At 43.9% G+C, this 24,278-nt stretch carries 14 protein-coding genes; 10 read left to right on the plus strand and 4 right to left on the minus strand.

Annotation, left to right across the window (positions count from 1 at the left end; translation table 11 throughout):
• Nucleotides 1-30: 30 nt before the first annotated feature.
• The 3 genes from J3P37_RS07015 to ligD all read right to left on the minus strand — a co-directional run bounded on the left by J3P37_RS07015 (nucleotide 31) and on the right by ligD (nucleotide 5,025).
• Entirely contained in the window at nucleotides 31-756 is a 726-nt protein-coding gene (locus J3P37_RS07015; protein ID WP_256010363.1) for a LytR/AlgR family response regulator transcription factor, read from the minus strand.
• A gap of 3 nt (nucleotides 757-759) precedes the next feature.
• Nucleotides 760-1,827, minus strand: a complete 1,068-nt coding sequence (locus J3P37_RS07020; RefSeq protein ID WP_256010364.1) for a sensor histidine kinase — start codon at nucleotides 1,825-1,827, stop codon at nucleotides 760-762.
• 303 nt (nucleotides 1,828-2,130) lie between these two features.
• Nucleotides 2,131-5,025: a DNA ligase D gene (gene ligD, locus J3P37_RS07025; protein WP_256010366.1), complete on the minus strand. Its 2,895-nt coding sequence runs from the start codon at nucleotides 5,023-5,025 to the stop codon at nucleotides 2,131-2,133.
• Nucleotides 5,026-5,275: 250 nt separating this feature from the next.
• On the opposite strand from ligD, the gene J3P37_RS07030 reads away from it, so the two are divergent.
• On the plus strand, nucleotides 5,276-6,331 hold the full coding sequence (locus J3P37_RS07030) for an NAD(P)-dependent alcohol dehydrogenase (RefSeq protein ID WP_256010367.1): 1,056 nt from the start codon (nucleotides 5,276-5,278) through the stop codon (nucleotides 6,329-6,331).
• Between the two features lie 77 nt (nucleotides 6,332-6,408).
• Here J3P37_RS07030 and J3P37_RS07035 read toward each other — a convergent pair whose 3' ends face one another.
• Nucleotides 6,409-6,897, minus strand: a complete 489-nt coding sequence (locus J3P37_RS07035; RefSeq protein ID WP_256010368.1) for a hypothetical protein — start codon at nucleotides 6,895-6,897, stop codon at nucleotides 6,409-6,411.
• Nucleotides 6,898-7,208: 311 nt separating this feature from the next.
• Here J3P37_RS07035 and J3P37_RS07040 point away from each other — a divergent pair, with 311 nt between their 5' ends.
• From J3P37_RS07040 to J3P37_RS07080, 9 genes are all read left to right on the plus strand, one after another.
• Nucleotides 7,209-10,361: a SusC/RagA family TonB-linked outer membrane protein gene (locus tag J3P37_RS07040; protein WP_256010369.1), complete on the plus strand. Its 3,153-nt coding sequence runs from the start codon at nucleotides 7,209-7,211 to the stop codon at nucleotides 10,359-10,361.
• A complete protein-coding gene (locus J3P37_RS07045) occupies nucleotides 10,358-12,004 on the plus strand; it encodes a RagB/SusD family nutrient uptake outer membrane protein (RefSeq protein ID WP_256010370.1) in 1,647 nt (548 codons plus the stop codon). Before J3P37_RS07040 ends, J3P37_RS07045 begins: the two co-directional genes overlap by 4 nt.
• Nucleotides 12,005-12,041: 37 nt before the next feature.
• Complete coding sequence (locus J3P37_RS07050; RefSeq protein WP_256010371.1) at nucleotides 12,042-14,870, plus strand: SusC/RagA family TonB-linked outer membrane protein; 2,829 nt, start codon at nucleotides 12,042-12,044, stop codon at nucleotides 14,868-14,870.
• 29 nt (nucleotides 14,871-14,899) lie between these two features.
• Nucleotides 14,900-16,612 (plus strand): RagB/SusD family nutrient uptake outer membrane protein, encoded by a 1,713-nt coding sequence (locus tag J3P37_RS07055; protein WP_256010372.1) that lies wholly within the window; start codon nucleotides 14,900-14,902, stop codon nucleotides 16,610-16,612.
• Between the two features lie 69 nt (nucleotides 16,613-16,681).
• Nucleotides 16,682-19,393, plus strand: coding sequence for a right-handed parallel beta-helix repeat-containing protein (locus tag J3P37_RS07060; protein ID WP_256010373.1), 2,712 nt, complete (start codon nucleotides 16,682-16,684; stop codon nucleotides 19,391-19,393).
• Nucleotides 19,394-19,419: 26 nt separating this feature from the next.
• Nucleotides 19,420-19,662 carry a T9SS type A sorting domain-containing protein gene (locus J3P37_RS07065; protein WP_256010374.1) on the plus strand — a complete coding sequence of 81 codons (243 nt, stop codon included), beginning with the start codon at nucleotides 19,420-19,422 and terminating at the stop codon, nucleotides 19,660-19,662.
• 49 nt (nucleotides 19,663-19,711) lie between these two features.
• Nucleotides 19,712-21,004, plus strand: a complete 1,293-nt coding sequence (locus J3P37_RS07070) for an SGNH/GDSL hydrolase family protein (RefSeq protein WP_256010375.1) — start codon at nucleotides 19,712-19,714, stop codon at nucleotides 21,002-21,004.
• 1 nt (nucleotide 21,005) lies between these two features.
• A complete protein-coding gene (locus tag J3P37_RS07075) occupies nucleotides 21,006-22,370 on the plus strand; it encodes an alpha-L-fucosidase (protein ID WP_256010376.1) in 1,365 nt (454 codons plus the stop codon).
• A gap of 21 nt (nucleotides 22,371-22,391) precedes the next feature.
• On the plus strand, nucleotides 22,392-24,161 hold the full coding sequence (locus J3P37_RS07080) for a hypothetical protein (RefSeq protein WP_256010377.1): 1,770 nt from the start codon (nucleotides 22,392-22,394) through the stop codon (nucleotides 24,159-24,161).
• Nucleotides 24,162-24,278 lie beyond the last annotated feature (117 nt).

Below are 24,278 nucleotides of genomic sequence, written 5' to 3' on the forward strand. Positions count from 1 at the left end.
ATGTACTTTAACCGGGTTGCCGTGGCAGGCTCAGGATTGTAGGAAACGTTTATAGCAATCCTGTTTGTAATTTCGGCCAATCGGTAGTTCTTTTCCCGCTATCTTAACATAGTTTGGGTGAAAGGATTCTATATTATCCAGCGAAACAATAAAAGACCTGTGAATACGGATGAAGTCTTTGCTTGGAAGCAGTTTTTCAACCACGCTAATTTTGTATTTAGTCGTCAGCACCCGGTCTTTCAGCACAACTTTAATATAGTCTTTCACACTTTCGATCCATAAAATATCTGAAGTTTTTACTTTCGTGTTTTCCCGCTTGATCCGCAGATATAAAAACTGCTCTTTGTTTACAACTACTTCCAGATCAGGACTTTTCTCTGCTGATGGTCGAAAGCGCGGGTCAAAGATCTCCCGCACCCGGTCCATCGCTTTTGAAAAACGTGAGTAAGGAATTGGCTTTAAAAGATAGTCTACAGCACCAAGATCAAACCCATCCAAAGCATATTCCTGGTAGGCTGTGGTAAAGATCACTTTGGGAGGATTAGTGAGACCTTTAATGAAATCTGTCCCCATCAGTGCAGGCATCTTGATATCGAGAAATAGAAGATCAATTTTTGCAGACCGTATAATTTCTGCAGCCCGAATGGCATTATGACATCTGCCGGAAATTTCCACCTCAGGGAAGTTCGTTAGGTACTTCTCAATTACCTCAATGGCGTGAGGTTCATCATCTACAATTAAAGTTCGTAACGGCATAGATCACACGATATAGGCAGGCTTATCAAGCTCAAGTTTAAGAATCGCAATATACACCTCTTCTTCATCAAGCAGCTCCAGGGAATATCTACCGGGGTATAACAACTCAAGTCGCTTCTTAACATTGCTAAGTCCCACTTTTTCAAAGTCTCTGTTTACTGCATTGCTGTTTCCAGCCGGCTTACTGTTGCTGACTTTAAAAGATAGATCTTTCCCGTCTATCAGTAATTCGATATTTATCCAGGGCGCCTCTACGGTTTCACTGACGCCATGTTTAAACGCATTTTCAACCAACGGCAACATTAGCAGAGGGACTATCTTCTGCCCGTCAACGCTGCCGATAAGATTAAAATTAAGCTCCAATCGCTCTTCATACCGGATCTTTTCCAATGCAATGTAATTTTCCAGGATTTCGATATCCCGCTTCAGCAACACTTCTTCCATATTGCCTTCATAGAGAATATACCGTAAGATATTAGATAGTCCCATAACAATCTCGGGAACTTGCGTGGATTGATTAAGCGAGAGCGCGTAGAGGTTATTTAAGGTATTGAAGAGGAAATGCGGATGTATCTGAGCTTTCAGAAAATTAAGTTCAGCCTGCATGGCCGCCTGCCTTCTTTCGTACCACATTTTTATGAACTTAAGGGACACGCCAGCCCAAACGATAACATTGCTCCTTTCTACCGCATTAACAAAGTCATGAGGATTCAGGAATTGTTCGCTGAAACTTCCGTCGAGCTTTGACCAGGTAAAGTTGGGTTCGGTTGCACTTAAGACGTTGTAGATATAAGGATCTGAAACCAGAATTTCATTGAGCCGGTAAAGGACAGCGGCAAGGACTGCACTTAGCAGGCAGGCAAAGAAGGTTAGGAGATACTTTTGCCTGAAAAGGATACGAGGGACCACCCAGTACGCTACAGTATAAAAGTAAAGCATGTGCACCGGAATGAGCATCAGGATTACCAAGAATCCTAGCGCAAAATTATCGAATGCAGTACCATAGATCCAGGTCAGCACAAGAATGGCCAGTAACCAGAAGCCAAAATGCCGGAGGAAGGATTCTTTCATAGGAGAGAACGATGGATTTTTCCGTCAAATATAAAAATCCATAGCCGATGGATCTTGTAAATCGACGAAAGTAACACTTTGGTGGATGAATGACCTGGAAAACTAAATGAGCTGGTTGTAACCATCCGTCGAGCTCTATTTCCAACTCGAGGCAACTGATAATGATGGAACGACACGCAAAAAGGATGGCTCAAATTGCCGCCTTTTTGCGTAAATGGATTGTATTGATAGAATGCCAGAAGCATTAGATTCTCGCGAAAGATAATCCATAGGTAAATCGCAGCGACGATAAATGAGGCTACATCACCCAAAAACACTTTGGGCTTTTCTAACGGTAGTTGACAGGTCAATTCCCTCACCAAGAATACCTGTAAACAGATCTCCGGTCTCTTTCAGCCGGTCAATGGCATTGTGGATCGTAAAATCACGCATAGTTAATCCTGGTTTTACCTCGTCCCATGTTACCGGCATGGAAACCGTAGCTCCGGGCTTTGGCCTGAGGGAATATACCCCGGCAATGGTAGCTCCCGGACGGTTCTGCAAGTAGTCGAGATACATTTTTCCTTTGCGGTTGGCGATCATCCTTTCGAGGGTAGTAAAGTCAGGGATCTGCTTATGTACCAGTTTGGCAATAATGTTGGCGAATATCTGGCTCTGATCATAGCTGTACTTCGCGCCGAGTGGGATATAGATATGAATGCCGGTAGAGCCCGATGTTTTTGGAAAGCTAGGCACATCTATGGCGTCCAGAACTTGCTTTACCTCCCGGGCTGCCTGTATCACCTGGTCGAAGGTCTGTTTGTCGGGGTCGAGGTCGATCACACAATAGTCCGGGTTGTCTGGAAACTGGGAACGGCTAAACCAGGGATTCATCTCGATGCAGCCCAGCGATGCCATCCAGAGTAAGGTAGCTTCATCATTTCCAAGTAAGTAGTCCTTTTCAATTCCTTCGCCGTTGGTGTGCGGCATGGTCCTGGCCCAATCGGGAGCCTTATCACGCACGTTTTTTTGATAAAAACTTTCACCGTGAATGCCACCGGGAAAGCGGTTTAAAGACATCGGGCGGTCTTTGAGATAAGGGAGCATGAAAGGCGCTACCTGGTGATAGTAGTTGAACATTTCGCGTTTGCTTATTCGATCTTCCGGCCAGTAGAGCTTGTTCAGGTGAGTGAATTTTAGGATGTGACCGTCAACTTCTTTTGCTTCTGTATCTTTTTGGGAAGAGAGTAATAAATTACTATTAATACTATTACTGTTCTTTGAAGGGTTAGTTTCTGCATCCTGCTCAACTTCTTCAACGATGGTTTCTGTATCCGCTTCTAACTCCAGCACCACCTCCTTTGGATTTTTATCGGTTCGCAAGCCTTTGAATGAGGCCTGCCGGACTTTACCATCACTGGTGATTTCCGCAAACTCTATTTCGCAAACAAGTTCTGGTTTTAACCAGGTAGCTTTTGCGCCTAATCTTCTTGGCCGGAATTGCGATGGTTCATCCACGTCGGGTTCTACGTCGAACGCGCTTTCATTGGTGATCAAAGGTTTGAACAGCGCCATCATTTCTTTTTGCTTTGCCGTATTGAAACCGGTACCCACTTTGCCGATATAGCGAAGTATGCCTTTGTTATCGTACACGCCGATAGCGAGTGCGCTGAAGTACTTAACGGTTCCTTCATTTTTTGTAAATCCGGCTATAACCACTTCCTGCCTGCGTTTCACCTTAATCTTTAGCCATTCGCGTGAACGAGCATCAGAAGTATACAAACTGTCAGCGCGTTTGGCAATGATACCTTCCAGTTTCATCTTCCTGGCAGCTTCGAAGAACTCAATGCCATTTACTTCGAATGCCTGGCTCAGACGGATCTGTTTATTGTCTGAAGGCAAAACGGCTTTAAGTATTTCCCTGCGTTGGTACAAAGGTAATTCTGTTAATGATTTGCCTTCGTACCAAAGAATATCAAAAACGAAATAAACCAGGTTTGTAGTTTTAGTATTACGCCAGTTTTGTAATGCTCCGAAATCTGCGTTGCCTTCTTCATCTAGTGTCACGATCTCGCCGTCAAGAACAGCATTTGCTTTCCAGTTCTCCAATAGCTCATTAATTGGTTTGAACTGATCGAAAGGCAGGTTGTTCCGGGAGATAAGTTCTGCGCGTCCATTTGTTACGAGCGCTACAGCGCGATAACCATCCCATTTAATCTCATAGATCCATCCCGGGTCGTCAAAGGGAGTGTCGACCAATGTGGCTTTCATGGGTTTGATTTGGGACGGGATCTTTGCTACAGGGGCATCTTTTAACAAGGTCTCCAGGTAGGCAGCAGGGGAGGAGCTTGCGGCTTTGCCTAGCTCTTTTCCCGTTTCAGCGATCTCTATTTTTTCTTCCAAAGTGCCTGCTATTGTGGTTGATGCTTTCGATTCCGGGAAATTTTCCTCGGCAAGTTCGATCCATACAGGTGCATGATCGCTGGCTCCTTTCCAGCCGCGTACATGTTTATCAACTTGAGCGGTTTTAAGTCGGCCGGCAATTTTTTTGTTGAGGAGAAAGTGATCCAGCCTTAACCCTGCATTTCTGCCATAAGCGTCACGAAGGTAGTCCCAAAAAGTGTAGATACGTTCATGCGGGTAAAGTGCCCTGATCGCATCAGTCCAGCCCTGGTCTTCAAGTTCTTTATATGCTTCACGCGGTTCAATTCTAAAAAGGGCGTTCTTAAGATACTTTTCCGGTTTGTAGGTATCCATTTCTGTGGGCATCACATTATAATCACCAAGCAAGATCACGGGCAGGTCGAGATCAACCAAGTTTTGGGCATGGAGGGCCAGGCGTTCCATCCAGCGCATCTTATAATCAAATTTCGGCCCTGGGTAGGGGTTGCCGTTGGGAAGGTAGATACAGCCGATTACGATGTCGTTGATGAAAGCTTCGATGTACCGGCTATGTGTAAATTCATCGTCCTGACCGGGCAAGTCATTACGAAGTTCCCGGATCTCCGTTTTAGATAAAATGGCAACGCCATTCCAGCTTTTCTGGCCGTGCCATATGGCATGATAGCCCGCACCGCGGATAGAGTATTCCGGAAATTTATTGTTTTCCGATTTCAGCTCCTGCAAACAAACAATATCAGGCTGCGCTTCTTTCAGCCAGCGAAGCAGAATTTCAAGCCGGCCATTGATTCCGTTGATATTATAAGTTGCTATTTTCATTTTTCCCCGGAGACGACAAAGCCCCTTTCGGGGCTTTTTGTGTATTTATTAATATAACAATTAAGGCAGGGCATGGTTTCTTACAGATAAATTTAGATTTCAGTGATAAAAGTGCAGGCAAGGCAAACAATCGATAGGAAGGATGTTATTTAGATGGTGAAGATAAAGAGGCTTGTGAGACATGGCTTGATAATGAGACTCATTGATTCAACAGGCTGTTGATCGAAAAAAATAACGATTATAATATATTATGGAAGAGAAAAATATTAAAGCATTCGGAACTGAGGCTTCTGATGCACCCTTAGATCAGTTAAACATCCATCGCAGAAACCCAACACCTCACGACGTTGAGATCGAAATATTGTTTTGTGGCGTTTGTCATTCGGACCTCCATACCGCAAGAAATGAATGGCATGGAACAATGTATCCCTGCGTTCCCGGGCATGAAATAATTGGTAAGATTGTTCGCATCGGTAGTCATGTCAGCAAATTCCAGGTTGGTGATATTGCCGGGGTGGGTTGTATGGTAGATAGCTGCCGCGAATGCGAGTACTGCAAGGAGGGATTGGAACAGTATTGCGAGCCCGGTGCAACACAAACGTATAATTCGATTGATAAACACTCGGGTATCCAGACCTTTGGAGGCTATTCAGAACGTGTGGTGGTTGATGAAGCCTTCGTGTTGCGAATACCTGAAAGTCTGGATCTGGCAGCTGCCGCGCCATTATTATGCGCAGGGATCACTACCTATTCGCCTCTGAAACACTGGAACGTCCTTCCAGGTCAGAAAGTTGGTGTTGTTGGCATTGGAGGCCTCGGACATATGGCTGTTAAAATTGCCAAAGCTATGGGTGCCGAGGTAATTGTATTTACAACTTCGCCGTCGAAGTTTGAAGATGCGAAACGCCTGGGTGCTGATGATGTGGTGTTGTCAAAAGACGAGGAGCAGATGAGCCGATATGCCGGAAAGCTGCATTTTGTGTTGGATGCTGTTTCAGCTCAGCACGACATTAACGCTTATTTGAATTTGCTTAGGGTAGATGGTTCTTTAGCCCTGGTGGGAGCTCCCGAATTGCCTCTTCCCGTGGCTGCATTTAGTCTGATACCATCGCGCAGGAGCTTTGCGGGTTCAATGATCGGCGGCATTGCTGAAACACAGGAAATGCTTGATTTCTGTGCAGAGCATAGAATAGTTTCTGATATTGAGATAATTGATATCCAGCAGATAAATGAGGCTTATGAAAGATTACTAAAGGGAGATGTTAAGTATCGCTTTGTGATAGATATGGCTTCATTGAGAAAATAATACAGAGGTACTGAAATCTTTGGCTCCTGGTTAAATGGATAAAGATTTTGGGCTCATCAGGGATGAGCTTAAAATCTTTATTTGGTACAAGTTGACAGCTTATATTGTTTACGATATTGAGTTGCTGTACACCGCCTATAAGCATCGGGCCAGGTATTTATTCTTACAAGCTTATAAATACGAGCAAGTTTAAGTTTGCAGGCCTGCCTGTCTTTAAGCAAATTACTCTTTATACGATAAGGCAGGTTAATTATCGCACCCTTTTGCAGAGAATTTAAGTTGTCTCCCACTAGAAGACAATTAAAGCCGTGGAAGGCCTGTACAGCTGGTTCAACTTTCCCGCTGCCAGTGTAATCGCCAGGAACAGGGATGTCACCTGCTTGTCCCAGTTTTCTACCTGCCGGTACGGAACAGATTCCGCCCACCCATGTTTTTCGGGGTTCCTGAACTTTGATGTACCAGGTAGCGTTTGACGGTCTCCAAAAAGCTAAATCAGCAATGCCTTCCCCTGTGTATTCGGCAGGAAGGGGAATATCACCTGCTTCCCCCCAGTTGCTGATCGCCAAAGCCTTTTATATGGAACACCTGCTCAGCAGGCAGCTTTATCTCCGTTGAAATGCTGCTTTTTGTAACATCTCATGCTACTTATGCAACGTATGCATAAACACCCTAAGGCCAAAATGCTCCAATTTAGCGGTCGAAAAGGAGAAACCTTTTCATGTTACTAACCAACTAATTAGAATAACCATGTTTAAGCAAAACTCTTCGGGGCAGTCTCCGGTATTAACATCCCATTTTAAAATCGCTTTATTTGCGGTCCTTAATTAAGGTTAAGAAGAATTTTAATTACAGTTCAATTATTAAAATCTAAATTTTTATGGATAGAGGATTATTACTCAGATTTTCCTTCTTTAAGCTGTTCGGTCTCATAAGTATATTGATACTAGATCCGCAATACGTAGCGGCCCAGCAAAAGCAAATTGTCACTGGAACCGTGGTTTCTTCGGATGACGGTTTGGCAATTCCTGGTGCTTCCGTTATTCAGGAGGGTGCAGCTACAGGAACATCTACGGATCAGAACGGTAATTTCCGGCTCAGTATTACACCTGGGGCGAGGGTGATCTTTAAGTTTCTCGGCTATACCGAGCAGCGCATAAAGATCGATAATAATGAAAATGTGACCGTCCGGCTGAAACCTGCGGCTAACGATCTTAACGAGGTTGTTATAACTGGATATACCCAGCAGAAAAGGTCGGACGTCACCGGAGCAATAAGTACTATCTCCGGTCAGGAGATACTGAAATCTCCTGTTACGAATGTTACCAATGCCCTTGTTGGAAAGGTACCAGGCGTTGTGGCTCAGCAAACAAGCGGGAAACCGGGAGCAAATGCAGCCAACTTATACATTCGGGGAAGGGTTTCCAATAATTCTACCGCTCTCATCATAGTTGACGGAGTGGAACGCCAGTCCTTCGGTGATATTGACCCTTCAGAAATTGAGAGTATTAATATCCTTAAGGATGCATCCTCTGCAGCCATGTACGGTATTAAAGGGGCGAACGGCGTGATTGTGGTAACCACCAAAAAGGGCCGGGATGGCAAAGCAAGAATTTCGTTGTCAGCAAATTATGGCATCGTTGGCTATACAGGTGTTCCAAAGGTTCTGGATGCTTACGAATCTGCACTCCTCCATACTGAAGGTCAGATCAACAGTGGCTCTGCCCGGACGTTTTCAGATGAGGATCTGGAAATTTTCAGAAATGGGACAGGTGATCCTTTACTTTATCCGAATGTTAACTGGTTTGAAACAGTTACCAGGGACCAGTGGTCGCAAAATCAGCAGAACCTCAATATCTCTGGTGGAGGTAAGATTGCAAATTACTTTGTCTCGATCGGGCACACTTTTGAAGACGGCATGTTAGAGGACTTTAAAAGCCCGCTAAATTATAAAACTACGCCTGACTATAATAGAACTAACTTTCGGTCGAATATAGATCTTAAGCTTACCAAAGGGACTACGGTAGGTGTAAATATTGGCGGACGTCTTGAAAATCGATACTCTATTCAGGGATTTTCTCCTTCTGCTGAGCCGGATGATATTTATGCAAACGGCCTGGAAGGGTTTTTGAGCCGCGTGATCGCTATTCCTTCATGGGGATTACCTTACTTCCCCGAGTATACGAATACGACCGACCCGAGTCTCATAAGACTTTCTGACCGCTATAATCATGTTCAGGATGATAATTTAGGAGTTAACACCCATAACCCGTACTCTTTGCTAGTACGTGGTGGATATCTTCAAACTGATAATAATGCTATTGAGACAATTTTTACTTTAAATCAAAGCTTAAACAGCGTACTGAAAGGTCTGTCGGGCAAAGCTTTATTAGGATATGATGCCTATGTGTCGAGCGGCAAAAGACAGTATGGTAACAGAGCTGTTTACAGGGTAGACCGTACCCTGAAAGATATTGTATATGTAAGTGGAAACAACGATCCGCTTAGCACCATTACGTCTTCAAGGAGTGGTTACTTCAAAACCAACCTTCAGCTTTCCCTAAATTATAATAACAAGTTCGACAAACATAGCGTTTCAGCTCTTTTACTGGGTCAGCGTGAATTCAGGGCTTCAGGTACGGGAGCTAATTACTCTACGGCACCTGCTCCCTTTACTAACCAGGGTGTTATTTATAATTTATCTTATAATTTCGACGAGAAGTATTTTCTACAGGCCAACGGATCTTACATGGGCTCTGAAAATTATGCCAAGTCTGAAAGATACGGCCTTTTTCCTTCTTTCTCACTAGGTTATACGGTCTCAAATGAGCCTTTCTTAAAAGATATTTCCTGGATTCAGCAGATTAAATTCAGAGGCTCATGGGGCTTAGTGGGTATACCGAGTGCCGGAACGGGAAGGTTTTACTATAATAACAATTATGGCCCGGGAACCTCCATGCCATTTGGCGAGGATCCCCTGATCAATGCTCCTACTATAATTCACAACCTTGTTGGAAATCCTGAAGTAACCTGGGAGAAATCGGTGAAACGTAACATCGGTCTTGAGAGTTCCTTTCTAAGAGGAAAGATTGCGTTCAATGCGGACCTCTTCGACGATAAACGGTACGACATTCTTCTCGAAAGAAACAACAGCAGCTTTGCAACCTATGGTGAAACGCTTCCGAAAGTGAATTATGGTGAGAACTACAACAGAGGCTATGAGCTGGAGTTGAAATACCGGAGTACGATCGGAGATTTTGGATACAATATTGGAGGACAGCTTACTTATTCAAAGAACAAAGTTGTAATTGCTGATGAAGCGCCTGGTACTCCGGATAACCTTAAAAATACCGGCCTTCCTATAGGCCAGATGAGAGGCTACCGGACTTTAGGCTTCTTCAATGACCAGGCTGAGGTGGATACATGGGCCAAAAATGGGATAACCAACATCCCGTTTATTCCGGGAGATCTGAAGTATGCGGATCTCAACGGAGATGGTATCATTAATACTGACGACCGCTCGCCTTTTGGATTTTCTACCATCCCTGAGTATACCTTTGGAATAGACCTGGGATTTAATTACAGGGGATTCAGCATATCAGCTCTATTACAGGGAGCAGAAAATGTAAGCTCTGATGCCCTGTTCTTCAGCAATGCCCGTAACCAATATTACGAGCCCATGATGGGAAGATGGACTCCTGATACCAAAAACAACGCTACCTGGCCGGTGATCCGTGAAGGTGTTAAGCAGGGAAACCCCAATGAACAGGTAAGCGACTTCTATCAAACCGATGCCAGTTATCTGAAACTTAGAAACGTTCAGGTTCGCTATCAGTTTGGTAAATCAGTAACCAAAAAACTTCATGTGAATGGTCTCAGCGTTTTTGTAACGGGCCAAAACTTAAAAACATGGACTAAATTCTATGGCTATGATCCGGAAAACGCTTATTCCCTTTCCGGCACGTACGGTAACAAAATGACCATATACCCAAGTACCCGGGTGTTGAACTTCGGCTTAAACATACAATTATGAGATTACTAAATAAATACTTATACCTTTTAACAGGTGGTTTGACCTTTTTGTCTTTCTCATGCAAAAAAGACTTCCTGCAGCGCGATCTTTCCGTTGTAGTGGATGAGAACGCTGTTTTTCAGGACACCTTGCTTGCGGAAAATTTCGCAACCAACAGCTATGCGTTTTTAATTGACGATTACGCAAGACTGAACGGAAGTAACAAGGGAATGACCGGCCAGTTTACTGACGAAAGCATCTCAAATAATAACGAGTCTTTCGTATCCTCGATGACCGCAGGAAATTATCTGAGCACCCAGGCTACGGAGATCGTTACGATTTACGGTCAGATGTACAAAGGGATCAGAAATGCCAATACTACTTTAGCCCGGCTGGACGACTACGAGGGTAACTGGTGGAAACGATCAAGAATAAGAGGCGAGCAGCTATTTTTGCGGGCCTTCTATTATTTCGAGTTAGTAAAGCGATTTGGAGGTGTGGTGATCATCGATAAACCTCAGCCTGTTAGCGAAGCTACGACAGACCTTCCCAGGAACAGCTATGAAGAGACAGTAGCATTCATTTTAAAGGATCTGAATAATGCCATTGAGCTTCTGCCTGATGAATATCTTGACAAACGGTATAGTGGGAGGGCAACCAAGGGAGCGGCCATGGCACTGAAATCACGATTGTTGTTACTTGATGCCAGTCCCCTGAGGAATCCGGAGAATAACACTGACAAATGGCGTGTTGCTGCTGAAGCTGCTGCTGCTGTTAAATTAATCAACAAATACAAACTGGAAGACAGTTACGCCGACGTCCTTGTTCTGCCGGCCTCCGAAGAATACATTATGATAAAACCCAGGGCTCCGCGCGTATTGCAAGGGTATCTTAAGGACTTCATTATGCCTGCAAGTTACGGGGGGGCACAAAGTACCATTTCTCCTACCCAAAACCATGTCAACTTATATGGTATGCAGGCCACAGGTTTGCCAATAGGTGATCCTCTTTCGGGGTACGACGAAAACAATCCTTATGTGGGCAGGGATCCGAGATTTTATGTGAATATACTTTATAACGGATCGTCCTGGCAGGGGCGTGCCGTGGAAACTTTTATTGGCGGCCGCGATGTTCGCGGAGATAACGTTACCAAAACAAGTTATTACGTAAAGAGACTTTGGCCTGAGTCTGTGCGGAGTACAGTGTCAAATTCGCAGGGACGGGTCAACTTTATTTTCTTCAGGTACGCTGAGATACTTTTAAACCTTGCAGAAGCCAGGAACGAACAGCTTTCAGCCCCCGACCAGGAAGTATATGACGCAATCAATGAGGTAAGAAACAGGGCGGGTATGCCCGATCTGGAGAACCTCGACAAAGATAAGATGCGTGAAAGGATCCGGGATGAACGCGCAGTCGAATTCGCCTTTGAAGAAATGCGCTGGTGGGATGTGCTTCGCTGGAAAGCAGGGGCTGAAATTGTCGACCAAACGCTTTACGGCATGAAGATAGATAAGGTGGGAAACACTCTTACTTACCAGGAAGTGCCTTTGGAGTCAGCTCATCAACGCCCTGGATTCCAGGAACGCTGGCATTGGTATCCCATTCCGCTGGCCGAAATACGAAAGTCTACAGGAGCTTTAGAGCAAAGTCCTGAATGGAAATAGAATATTGGTTTAGTTTCTAATTCTAAAAAGCATTAAAATGAATTTTTTAAAATACTATAGGACAGCCTTTTTGGTAATGCTGGCGTTTTCCTGGACCCGGGCCGACGCACAAGATCCTGATTCCATTGGGCGTACAATATTTTTGTCTGAAGAGGAGATCATTTATTCACCTTTTTACTCAAAGAAAAACAAAGAAACCGGGGCGGCGGTCTCAACCCTGGCAACAAAAGACCTTCCCCAGATACCATTAGGCGGTTTGAATAATATCTTAGCCGGCAGGGTTCCCGGCTTGTATGTACAACAGACAGGAACCAAACCTGGTGCTGAATCTGCGACCTTCCGCATCCGCGGAACTTCAACCTACAACTCGGGAAACAACCCTCTTGTTTTGGTTGATGGTATCTCCAGAAGCCTGCAAAATATTGATCTGAATGAAATTGAGAGTTTTACAGTGTTGAAGGATGCGGCTTCTTTAAGCTGGTATGGTCTTAATGGAGGAAATGGGGTTATACTCGTAAAGACTAAATCGGGTAAACCATCACGCAATTTAATCAATTTTAGCTCACAGTATGGATTTCAGCAGATGGATAGGCATATTCCATCACTCGATTCCTACACGTATGCTACGCTTTATAACGAAGCGCTTTCCAATAGCGGGCAGGCCGGAGGTTTCTCACAGGAACAACTGGATGCTTATCGTTCCGGATCGAACCCGTTTCTCTATCCAAATAATGACTATAAAAACGAGCTGATGCGCAGTTCAGCTCCCGTACAGCGCTATGTGTTGTCGGCATCCGGGGGAACGGAAGCTATCCGGTATTTTGTTCATACCAGTTATTTTGACCAGGATGGTCTTTTTAAAAATGCTAAAGGAGACGGTTTTAATTCGCAAGTACGCTTTAATCGTCTTAATTTCAGAACAAATCTGGATGTGAACGTGACTAAAACTTTAAGTTTTGGCTTATATGCAGCAGTCAGGGTTGAAAACCGTAACAATCCGGGAGACAACGAAACCGATGCGTTAATTAACGACATTTACAATCTGCCACCGAATGCATTTCCTTTGCTTAATGAAGATGGTACTTTTGGCGGAACCAATACTTATGATAACAATCCATTAGCAAGGTTAACGAGGTCGGGGAGCCGGAGAGATATACTCAGAGGTTCTTTTGCTACTATAACGGCTAAACAAAAACTGGACTTTGTTACCAAGGGGCTTTCGGCTAATGTGCTTTTTGGCTACGATGCCAGCGGAACTTATACCTCTGGTTTTGTTCAAGATTATGAACTATATGATTTTTCTCAGAGCCCGGTTCGTATAATCAGCCCGGTTACAAATCCGAACGTAGGTTACAGGGCTTCATCTTTCAGCGGAAATAACAGGAAAAATGAGATCTGGATAGGTCTGGATTATGACCGAAGCTTTGGTCTGCATTCCATTGACGCGGGTTTCAGGGGACAGCGCTCTGTCGATAATGACGCTTCACGCCTGGAGTATCGCGACCAGCAACTTGCCGCAAGACTTAGTTACGGATACAAAAGCCGCTACTTCATCGACCTGACTGGTAGTTATGCCGGTTCTGAGAACTTTGCACCCGAACAACGCTATGATTTCTATCCTGCAGCTGCTATTGGTTGGATCGTTTCTGATGAAGGCTTCTTAAAAGCAAGTAAAAGTGTTAATTATTTAAAGTTGAGAACCTCTTACGGGCTCACAGCGAATGGCGGAATAGGTGGGACCCGTTTACCTTTCAGGACCTTGTATAACAGGAACGGTGGAGGTGGCGGTTATGCTTTTGGTACCTCGTTCACTGCTACAACCAGCGCCGGAGAACAAAATCCTATGGGCAATGCTGATATCCATGCCGAAAGAATCAGAAGGTTTAATATCGGCTCGGATATAAGGTTCCTGAACAACGCGCTCAGCCTAAGTGCAGATTATTTTAACGAAAGGCGATCGGATATATTAACTGAGGATTTCAGGCCAGGGATTTTGGGCATTTCCTTAGTAAGTGTAAACGGCGGGGTAGTAAGTAACAAGGGATTTGAAACTTCTTTGATGTTTACTAAAACCCTTGGTAAGTTAGATCTTGCCCTGAACGGTAATTATACTTACGCTTCTAATAAGATTATCGCCCGGAACGAGCTTTCGGGAACGCTGCCTTACCAATCAACCGTAGGACATAATGTTGGAGGAGTAACAGGGACAGGAGGAGGAAAGCGGTTTTACCTTTCTGATGGGCTCTTCAAAAACCAGGATGAAATTGATAACAGTCCCCGACAAACGCTTTCAGAAAACGTCTATCCGGGTGACATCAAATACCGCGATATAAATATGGACGGAGTGATAGATGTAAATGACCGGGTAGAAACCAACTATACCGACATCCCTCACAGTTATTACGGTTTCGGCTTTAATCTGGGTTACGGCATATTTGCCCTTAACGCCCAGTTCCAGGGAATTCAGGGTCGCACGATGAGCGTATACTCATTGATTAATTCAGGTCCAGACCGTTTGAATACGTATAGCCTTGATCGTTGGACACCGGAAACTGCCTCCTCGGCGAGATGGCCGCGTCTGGCTGCTGCTGACAGGGGAAACAATGAGGCTGCCTCTGATTTCTGGCTAAGATCTGCGGACTTTTTAAAACTTAAAACGGTCGAGTTGGGTGTGTCCTTGCCGAAAGATGTTCTAAGGAGGGTAAGGCTTCAGCGTGCCAGGGTATTTGTAAGCGGATTTAATGTGTTGTCATTCTCTAAAATTCAAAAAGATTTCGACATAGATCCGGAAATGAATTATGCTGGGTATGGTAATGATTATCCAAACCTGAGAACTTATTCTTTAGGGTTAAACGTGCAGTTTTAATTGAAACAGAGCATAAGATAATAGAAATTATGAAAAGGATACTAAACAATAAAATATACAAATATGCGGCCTGTGCTTGCATGGTACTGACCTGCTTTTCGGCTTGCAAAAAAGATTATCTTACGTTTGATGTCTACGAAGGTGTAGTGGATGAAGATGATATTTGGGAAAATGATCGTTTTGCAAGATCTGTATTAAATGTTGCCTACAATGGCTTGCAGTACCGTTATGATCTTGGTGAGGGAGCATTGCTGGCCGATGCTACCGATGAAGCAGTGATATCCCAGCCTAACAACCCTGTACTCACCATGACCAATGGCACATGGGGTGCTGGAAATGTGTTTGATGACCGGTATACCGCGCTATATACAGCTTTACGTACAACAAACCTCTTCCTAGAAAAGGCACCTAAGAGTGCCATTTTACCGGTGTCTGATATTAATCCTCTTAGAGGGCAGGCCTTTTTTCTGCGAGCTTTTTATCATTTTGAGTTAATGAAACGGTATGGACGAATTGTTCTGGCAACAAAGGTTTTTGACAAAGATGAAGACCTTGACCTGCCAAGGAATTCTGTGGATGAGGTTGTCAGTCTCATCAAAAATGACTGTGATTCAGCAGCTGCTTATATTCCGGCGATCTGGAACGGTACCGGAACTACCACTTCTAACGGTGAAAACTGGGATACCGGAAACAGGGGCAGGGCAACGAAAGCTGCTGCCCTGGCTTTAAAATCGAGGGTCCTGCTATATTACGCCAGTCCGCAATATAATCCACTTCAGGATGTTCAGAGATGGAAAGACGCTGCCGAGGCGGCAAAAGCTGTGATAGACTTGAATAAACATTCGCTGGTTAGCACTGCAAATTACCCCCGGCTGTTCAATTATAGTAATGCTGCCACCTTATATAATTCGGAAGTGATCTTTGCAACAACTGCTGTCAACACGAATGCCATTGAAAGTAATAATGCACCGGTTGGGTTCAATGGAGGGAAAGGTCGCACAAATCCGACTCAGGAACTCGTCGATGCATTTGACATGAGCAATGGAAAGGAAAGACTGGATCTCACTTCGAATTATTCAGACAATAATCCCTATGCCAACCGTGACGCCAGACTTGCACTTTTTATTGTGACTAACGGATCCCAGTATAAAACAGGCAGTTTAACACGTACGGTGGAGACTTTCGAAGGGGGGCTGGATAAAATTGACAAACCTACCGATAAGATATTTGCTACTAAAACGGGGTATTATCTCCGTAAATTTACCAGTGATGCCGTGACATTTGCAGGTTCGACAGGTCTTGTATCTCAACGACGTCCCTGGGTCTTATTCCGTTATGCCGAAATACTTCTGAATTATGCTGAAGCTTTAAACGAGTCGGATGGAGATGTTACAGCAATATATTCAGCCATTAATGCCGTTCGTAGAAGAGCAAATCCTTCCTTTCCGTTACTGGCAGGCCTGGGTAAACTGGAAAGAACAACCAGAATAAGGAAAGAGCGCCAGGTAGAATTATGCTTTGAAGAACACCGGTTTTTTGACGTACGAAGATGGAAGTTAGCTGAACAGGTTTTTAATAAACCGGTAAGCGGCATGAAGATCAAGAAAGTGGCTAACAACTCATATACCTATCAGAGGATCACTGTTGAAAACCGGGTGTTTGAACCTAAGAATTATCTGTATCCTATTTCGCAAAATGAATTGAACCGCTCTCCGAAACTGGAACAAAACCCGGATTATTAAAATCCGGGTTGTAATCTTAAGCTTCTGTTTTTACTTACTGTAAACCAATATAAATCATTTTAAACCATTATGAAATACTGCTTTTTGCTCACGTCTTTTCTATATATCCTTTCGGGGCATGCTCAGACTAACTACTACATATCCTCCTCGGGAGATGACGAAAACAACAACGGTACTTCTGTTAATTCACCATGGAAAAGTATCGGTAAGGTAAATAGTATGATGGGCAATTTCCATCCAGGAGACTCTATCCTTTTCAAAAGGGGAGAAGAGTTCAGGGGGGAGTTGAACATCACAGCTTCAGGAAGTGCAGGTAGTACTCTTAATTTCGCGTGCTACGGCGCGGGAAACAAGCCCGTTATCAATGGTGCCATGGTAGTTGAGTCCTGGAAGCAGGAATCTGTAAATATTTGGGCGGCAGATTATACCGGAGAGATGAGCAGCTTGAACAACTTTTTCGTCGGTACAGAAAGTCAACAGATAGGCCGCTGGCCCAACTTTAATGCTGCCGCTACAGGTTATAACTCTGTGGATGCATTTACGGGTAATTCTCAGCTCACCGATGCCGCACTTTCGGACCGCAATTTTACCGGGGGAACCGCAATTGTAAGGGTAAGGCTGTTTATTCTCAATAAACCAATCATTACCGCTCATTCGGGAAGTACGCTCTCTTTCGCACCTAATGGTACAAATTACGATATGACTGTAGGTGATGGATACTTTATTCAAAACCATGTTTCCACGCTCGACCAGCAAGGTGAATGGTGCTACGATGCCGTTACAAAAAAGATCTATCTTTATTCTGAAACCAACCCGAATTCTTTACAAATTGAAGCCCCTTTTAAAAGCAATACATTAAGCGCCAGCAATATCAGTAACATCAGCATCACCGATCTTAAATTCATTAATGCCAATAGCTATGGCTTGAGGATTGAGAACTCAAATAGCATTAAGATTGAGAACTGTGACTTTGATAACTCGCATAATGCGATCTATCTTAATCTTATCCACAATGCAGAGGTAAATCACAATACGATTAATAATACAAACAATAACGCTATCTGGCTGGCCGGTACCTTTTACAATTGCAATTACAATATTATTAATAATACAGCGCTTCGCCCAGGAATGGGAGAACCAAATAATAATCAGTATAACGCAATAAATATGGTAGGCGCTGACGCAACGGTGATGGGTAACCGGATTAACAAAGTGGGGTATTGCGGGATCCGCTTTGAAGGCAGCAGGCTGAATGTGAAGAACAATGTGATCAATGAATTTGCATTGACAAAGTCTGATGTGGGTGGTATTTATTCTTTTAAAGGTTTTGCACCCGCAAGCTATGGCTATGGAAACAACCACATAATCGGAAACATCATCAGTAATGGCGTTCCAAACCTTTTCGGTACAAGGGCAATCCCGGTAAATACTAATTATGCTGTAGGTATCTACATGGATCAGAATACGGTGAATAACACCATCAGCAAAAATACGGTCTATAACTGCAACAGTGCTGGGTTTATGATCAACGAAGGCGCAAACAGTCATATCGTCAGGGACAATGTGTTTTACAACAACATGTTCGGTTTCGCTTACTTTCCGACGGTTACAGGAGCTAAGAATTTTACGGTGAAGAACAACATTTGGTTTAGTAAGCATCCATCCCAGATAGCCGGAATGTCTCAGGCAACTAATTTAAACTACATGAAGAACTTCGGATCGGTGGACAGCAATTATTTTGCACAGCCTTTTGAACCGGACAGTGCCTTGATACAAACTAATGAGAATTATTCAACTCGTATCAATAAAGTTTATTCGCTTTACGACTGGAGCAGACTGGGTTACGATCACAACTCTTTATTATCAGGTTATAAAGTTGCCCCGTATATCCTTACTGCGGAAGGGGCGAACTCCATTACTAACGGAACATTCAATACAGGAATATCAGGTTGGACCCTTACACCGGCAAGCGGCAGCATGGCAGCGATCTGGGATAACACAGGGGTTTTGGATGGGGGGACCATTAAACTCTCGACCCTGACTGCTACGGGCGCCACAACATCAAGGGCTGCTGCAACTGTAGGAAGCCTCCAGTTTGGCAAATTTTACCAGGTTACATTCTCCATGAAAGGCATGACAGACACGGCCAGGTTAAAAGTCGTTCTTTTTGGCGGTCATCCTGTAGCCAAGTACCGTTACGTGAAGACAAGCACCCAGAGGAAGGAAGTAAGCCTGATCTTTAGTCCTGTGGCCAGCATAAACAATATCTCTCTTCAGTTGACGCTGAATGATCCCGGAAACCAGGTCTGGATAGATAATGTGCAGTTTAAACCGTTAACCACAACAAATACAAATCCTGACGATTACTTGTTTTTTGCTGTGAACGACAATAGTACAAGCAAGTCTTTTGATCCGGGTCCAGGAGTTTACAAAGACGTTAAAGGGAACATCTATAGCGGCTCTTTTACGTTGCCAGCGTATTCTTCAGTTATACTGATGAAAAATGATGGTGTACTTCCTTTGAAACTCATTAATTTCTATGGGTTTGCAGAGGGATGCAAGGCCAGCCTGCAGTGGAATATTCGTGATGCGAAAGCCGTTAAAGGTTTCGAAGTGGAAAGTAGTATTGACGGGAAGAGATTTCAGCAGATACATCTCATTTCCGGTAACAAATCTGGATCTTATAAATATACAACCGGCCAGATGCAGAAGGATGTATACTACCGCTTGAAGATAGTGGATGAAGATGGCAGCAGCGTATACAGCAATGTTACCATGTAGCCACAATTTGCAACCAGGATAAGCCAATGTTTTATCCCAATCCGGTTAAAGGTACCGGGGTGCTGCATTACAACACAAGCGATCCGGGGATGATAAGTTATACTATTTTCAGTGCCAGCGGGCAAGCTATCCTGCGCAGGAGCATCCCGGTACAAAAGGGAAAAAATATGTTAGATCTTGACACCTCGACTCTTGCGGCAGGTTACTATGTTCTTTCTGTGATTGACGGAGGCAAGACAGGTACTTCCATCCCATTCGTTAAGCAATGACATTAACCATGCCCCTTTAACCTTATTTAAAATATCAAAATCAATAAATATGTCATTCAAATTAAGCGTATTAGCCATCGGTATGTTATGCATGTTTTCAATCAATGCCTTTGCTGGGAATGATTATGATTTGACTGACCGTCAAGGGCTGCCAATGCCCCTTTATTCGGCAAGGAAAGGCTTGCCTAACATTTACAAGAAGCTGAGTACAGGTAAGGAAGTAACCATAGCATACCTGGGAGGCAGCATCACTGAAGCAGCCAGGGGCTGGAGAGATCAATCGGCCGATAAACTCAGGCAAAAATTTCCGGCTGCCAAGATTAATACCATCAATGCAGGTATAGGAGGGACAGGATCAGATCTGGGAGTGTTTCGTTTGCGTTCACAGGTACTTAGTCAAAAACCTGATCTGATCTTTGTCGAGTTTGCGGTGAACGATATCGCAAAGCCGGCTTCTCTCATTTACAAAACGATGGAGGGTATTGTGAGACAGATCTGGAGGGAAAGCAGTGAAACAGATATTTGTTTTGTGTACACCATAACAGGGGATATGGGAACCGGTCTTCAGAATGGAAAGATCCCAGCTTCAACTTTAGCAATGGAGGTCATTGCTGAGCATTACGGCATAGCCAGTGTGAGTATGGGCCTTAAAGTGGTAGAGCTCGCCAGCCAGGGAAAGCTTGTGTATAAAGGTACAAAAGAGCAATACCCGGATAAGATTGTGTTTTCAGGAGACAATGTACACCCTTTTCCGGAAACCGGGCAGAGATTGTATGCGGAGGCTCTCTTATCTGCACTGGATACGATATTCAACCGATCGGTTTTTAGAAAAAGCAAAAGGCTTGTGAAGCCTTATACTCGGGATAATTGGGAAAAAGCGCAAATGATAAGTGTTTCAGAAGCGGTTCAAGATGGCCTGTGGGAGAAGGTTCCCGCAAATGATCAGGAATTACTCAAAGTATTCAAAAAGCCTTTCACCGAATTTATTAAGTCTGATCAGCCAGGTGCAAGCCTTTCTTTCCGGTTTAGGGGGCAGATTGCAGGCCTCTATGACGTGGTGGGGCCGGGATGCGGTCAGTATGAAGTGACCGTAGATATGCAGGAGGCCGACATCGTTTCCCGGTTTGACAGTTATTCCACTTATTACAGGCCCCAATACTTCCTGAAACAGGATTTAGAAAACAAGCCACACCTGGTGGAATTGAAGGTTTCGGGTAAGCAGCTGGATAAAAAGGCGATCCTCCTGCAAAGAAATAGCCAGGTAATGGACAATCAAGCGAGATATGAAAACAATTCATGTTATGCAGGATACATCATGCTGGTAGGTAAATTATTGAGATAGTATGAGCAAGCTAAGGCATTTATATTTTTCATATTTTCTATTCGTTATTTTCTTTCTGTTTACCGGGCTGAGGTCCTTTGCCCAGCAAGGAGCTAACCTCCCGGAACGTGAAAAATGGTTTTCAGGTCTTGGATTCGGAATGTTCATTCATTGGAGCATCGATTCTCAGCTTGGCGCAGTGATCAGCCATTCACTCGCCGGTGCTTCCAGGGATTATCGGGAGAAGTTTTTTAGGACTTTACCCGAAACGTTCAACCCCTCAAAGTTTAAGCCGGAGGACTGGGCAATCCTGGCTAAACTTGCCGGTATGAAATATGTGGTTTTTACGGCAAAGCACCATGCCGGCTTCTGCATGTTCAAGACAATTACCACTCCCTTCAATATCCTGAATACGCCTTTCAACAAAGATATTACCAGGGAGGTGATAAGTGCATTCAGAAAACAGGGTATAGCGGTTGGTATTTATTTTTCCCCGGAAGATTTTTATTTCCTGAACAAGACGGGTGCTCCGGTTGGGCGCCTGCAGAACCCTCTTCATTATCCTATAAGTAACCCGGCCCTGATGGAGTACGACAAAGCCCAGTTAAAAGAGCTTCTGACCAATTACGGAAAAATAGATATCATATTCCTTGACGGGCCGGCCGAAGTTTTAAAAGAATATTGCTGGAAGTTGCAGCCGGATATCGTGGTAACGCGTGGACAGATGAATACTCCTGAACAAAAAGTTCCGGATACCGCTATTCCTTCACCATGGGAAACATGTCTGACTATGGGAACTGACTGGCAGTATAAACCGACTAATGATAGTTTTAAATCCGGAACAGAGCTTATCAATATCCTGATCGAGACGCGAGCCAAAGGTGGGAATCTTCTTTTAAATGTTGGTCCCAAACCAGATGGCAGCATTCGCGAAGAGGAGGAAGGGCTCTTGCGCGAGATTGCCCTGTGGAATTTTGCCAATGCAGAAGCTATTCATAATACAAAGGCTGCAACAAAAATAAGGGAAGGAAACATCTGGTACACAACATCAACTGATGACAGCGTGATCTTTGCTTTTATAACTAATACCCCATGGAAATACGGCGAACGAAAGGAGATTGTACTATCATCGTTAAGGGGGACTGCGGCGACATCTGTAGAAGTTTTAGGCTATGAAAGCAATCTTTTGGAGTATCAGCAAAATTTTGATGCCTCGGTGAAAACACAGATCGGAGAGATCGGTCTGGTGGTTAGCATGGTTAACGGCCAGCGGTTTTATACGAATAACAAATGGCCTAATCCGCTTGTGCTTAAGATCAGGGGGGCGGTATTTAAAGAGCAGCCAGCTACACAAGTTAAAAAGTCTAATCTGGACGGAGCACATTAAACAGGAATTATTTAAAAAAACATGAAAACACACCTTGATAAATTAATCACACTTTTGATACTTTTAGTATCGCTGCAAATTTCGCGTGCGCAGGATGAGTCGTATTTCGTTCTTGACATGGTACACCATAATCCCGGAGAACCTTTAACAAACAGCATCTTCACAGACCCCGCATTTCTTAAAAAAAATGGTTACACCGGACAGGTTATCAACGATTTTACCTTTGCTCATGCAGCTATCACATTTGACGGCTTAAATCGAAACATCTTCCCCGAAGGGTCTGCTGAGCGCAGGTGGGTTAATGCTGCGGCTCAAAAGGTTAAAGACAATATAAAACGTGCGCATGCAGCAGGGATCAAAGTTTATTATTTCACCGATATAATAGTCCTGCCCAAAAAGCTAGTAGAACTTTATAAGGACGAAATTACGGACGAGAATGGAAAGATTTCATTTGAACGCCCGAAAACCGTTGAGATCCATCGTATGATGCTGAACGAGCTGTTCGATACATTTCCAGATCTGGATGGCCTTGTGATCAGGACAGGAGAAACGTATCTTAATAACGTGCCACACCACACAGGAAACGGACCGATAACCAATGGTCCGGAAAGTCACGTCAAGCTGTTAAACTTACTCAGGGAGGAAGTTTGCCAGAAGCGCAACAAAATGGTCTTTTATCGTACCTGGTCGTTCGGCGGAATGCACGAACAACCGGATTACTATCTTAAGGTTACAAACCAGATAGAAACACATAAAAACCTGGTATTCGCCATAAAACATACGAAAGGAGACTATCAGCGTACGTTTGATTTTAACCAAACTTTGACTTTAGGTAAACATCCTCAAGTTGTTGAAGTTCAGTGTCAGAGAGAATACGAAGGTAAGGGTGCCTATCCTGATTATGTGATGGATGGTGTAATTAATGGATTTGAAGAGTATTCGTCCAACAAACCACAAAAGGGGTACAAAAGCCTAGATGAAATTAAGAAGAGTCCTAATTTCAGGGGGATTTGGTCTTGGTCGAGGGGTGGCGGTTGGGTAGGTCCCTACATCAGTAATGAGTTCTGGTGCGAACTGAATGCTTTGGTGATCAGCAGGTGGGCCCTTAATACAAATCAGACAGAACAACAAGTGTTTGATGCGATAATGGATGAGAAGGGGATCAAGGGGGCTTCGCGGAAAAGGTTCAGGGAATTAGCCCTGTTGTCCGCGAAAGCGGTTATAAGAGGACACTCAAGTGTTAAGCTACCTTTTCAGACGAGCTGGACATGGTGGATGCGTGATGAGTTCTTATCGGGAGTTGATCCAAACTATAATCCGAGGCAATTCTCCTCTGAAGGATTACTGAATAAGGCTTTTACGCAGTTTTACAAAGATGGAGTTTTGAGCGCAGCTGTCGCGGAAAAGTTTGAAGCTGTAGACCTGTGGAAGAAGATCGAGAAGTTGAGTAAAAAGATCGATATGGAGGAAAAGAATGATAAAGAATATGTGCATGTATCTTCTGTTTATGGCTTATTGCTCCACCAGATAATTGCGGAAGGCTGGAAGGTTATGGCTTTGGGTTTTACAGGCGATAGAACAGGTAAGTATGCAGTAAAGGAGATGAGTTCTGCCATAGCTAATTACGACAAGTATTGGAACAGGTACGAACAGTTCAGGACTTTAAATTTATCAGCCGCAACACTTTATAAACCATTCGCATTTGAATACATTGCTCCGGCTTATCACGGCGACAAGGGTATGGGGGCATCGGTTAACTATTACCGGAACAAGATTAAGAACTTGCAGTAGCGATATGGAGCAGAGAAAACAAAAGATCAGAAATTACACCGTTGTTACCGTGACATACGTGTTCCTTACTGTATTGCTGCTGTTTATTATCTATATATTTATCTGACAAAAGACCAT

The organism is Desertivirga xinjiangensis (assembly GCF_024436435.1).
Classification (GTDB): Bacteria; Bacteroidota; Bacteroidia; order Sphingobacteriales; family Sphingobacteriaceae; genus Desertivirga; species Desertivirga xinjiangensis.

Bases quoted from the DNA above. Each gene is read 5' to 3' on its own strand.
- J3P37_RS07045 (WP_256010370.1), top strand. From the start codon at position 10,358: ATGAGATTACTAAATAAATACTTATACCTTTTAACAGGTGGTTTGACC.
- J3P37_RS07040 (WP_256010369.1), top strand. From the start codon at position 7,209: ATGGATAGAGGATTATTACTCAGATTTTCCTTCTTTAAGCTGTTCGGT.
- J3P37_RS07065 (WP_256010374.1), top strand. From the start codon at position 19,420: ATGTTTTATCCCAATCCGGTTAAAGGTACCGGGGTGCTGCATTACAAC.
- J3P37_RS07030 (WP_256010367.1), top strand. From the start codon at position 5,276: ATGGAAGAGAAAAATATTAAAGCATTCGGAACTGAGGCTTCTGATGCA.
- J3P37_RS07060 (WP_256010373.1), top strand. From the start codon at position 16,682: ATGAAATACTGCTTTTTGCTCACGTCTTTTCTATATATCCTTTCGGGG.
- J3P37_RS07055 (WP_256010372.1), top strand. From the start codon at position 14,900: ATGAAAAGGATACTAAACAATAAAATATACAAATATGCGGCCTGTGCT.
- J3P37_RS07070 (WP_256010375.1), top strand. From the start codon at position 19,712: ATGTCATTCAAATTAAGCGTATTAGCCATCGGTATGTTATGCATGTTT.
- J3P37_RS07075 (WP_256010376.1), top strand. From the start codon at position 21,006: ATGAGCAAGCTAAGGCATTTATATTTTTCATATTTTCTATTCGTTATT.
- J3P37_RS07015 (WP_256010363.1), bottom strand. From the start codon at position 756: ATGCCGTTACGAACTTTAATTGTAGATGATGAACCTCACGCCATTGAG.
- J3P37_RS07080 (WP_256010377.1), top strand. From the start codon at position 22,392: ATGAAAACACACCTTGATAAATTAATCACACTTTTGATACTTTTAGTA.
- ligD (WP_256010366.1), bottom strand. From the start codon at position 5,025: ATGAAAATAGCAACTTATAATATCAACGGAATCAATGGCCGGCTTGAA.
- J3P37_RS07020 (WP_256010364.1), bottom strand. From the start codon at position 1,827: ATGAAAGAATCCTTCCTCCGGCATTTTGGCTTCTGGTTACTGGCCATT.
- J3P37_RS07050 (WP_256010371.1), top strand. From the start codon at position 12,042: ATGAATTTTTTAAAATACTATAGGACAGCCTTTTTGGTAATGCTGGCG.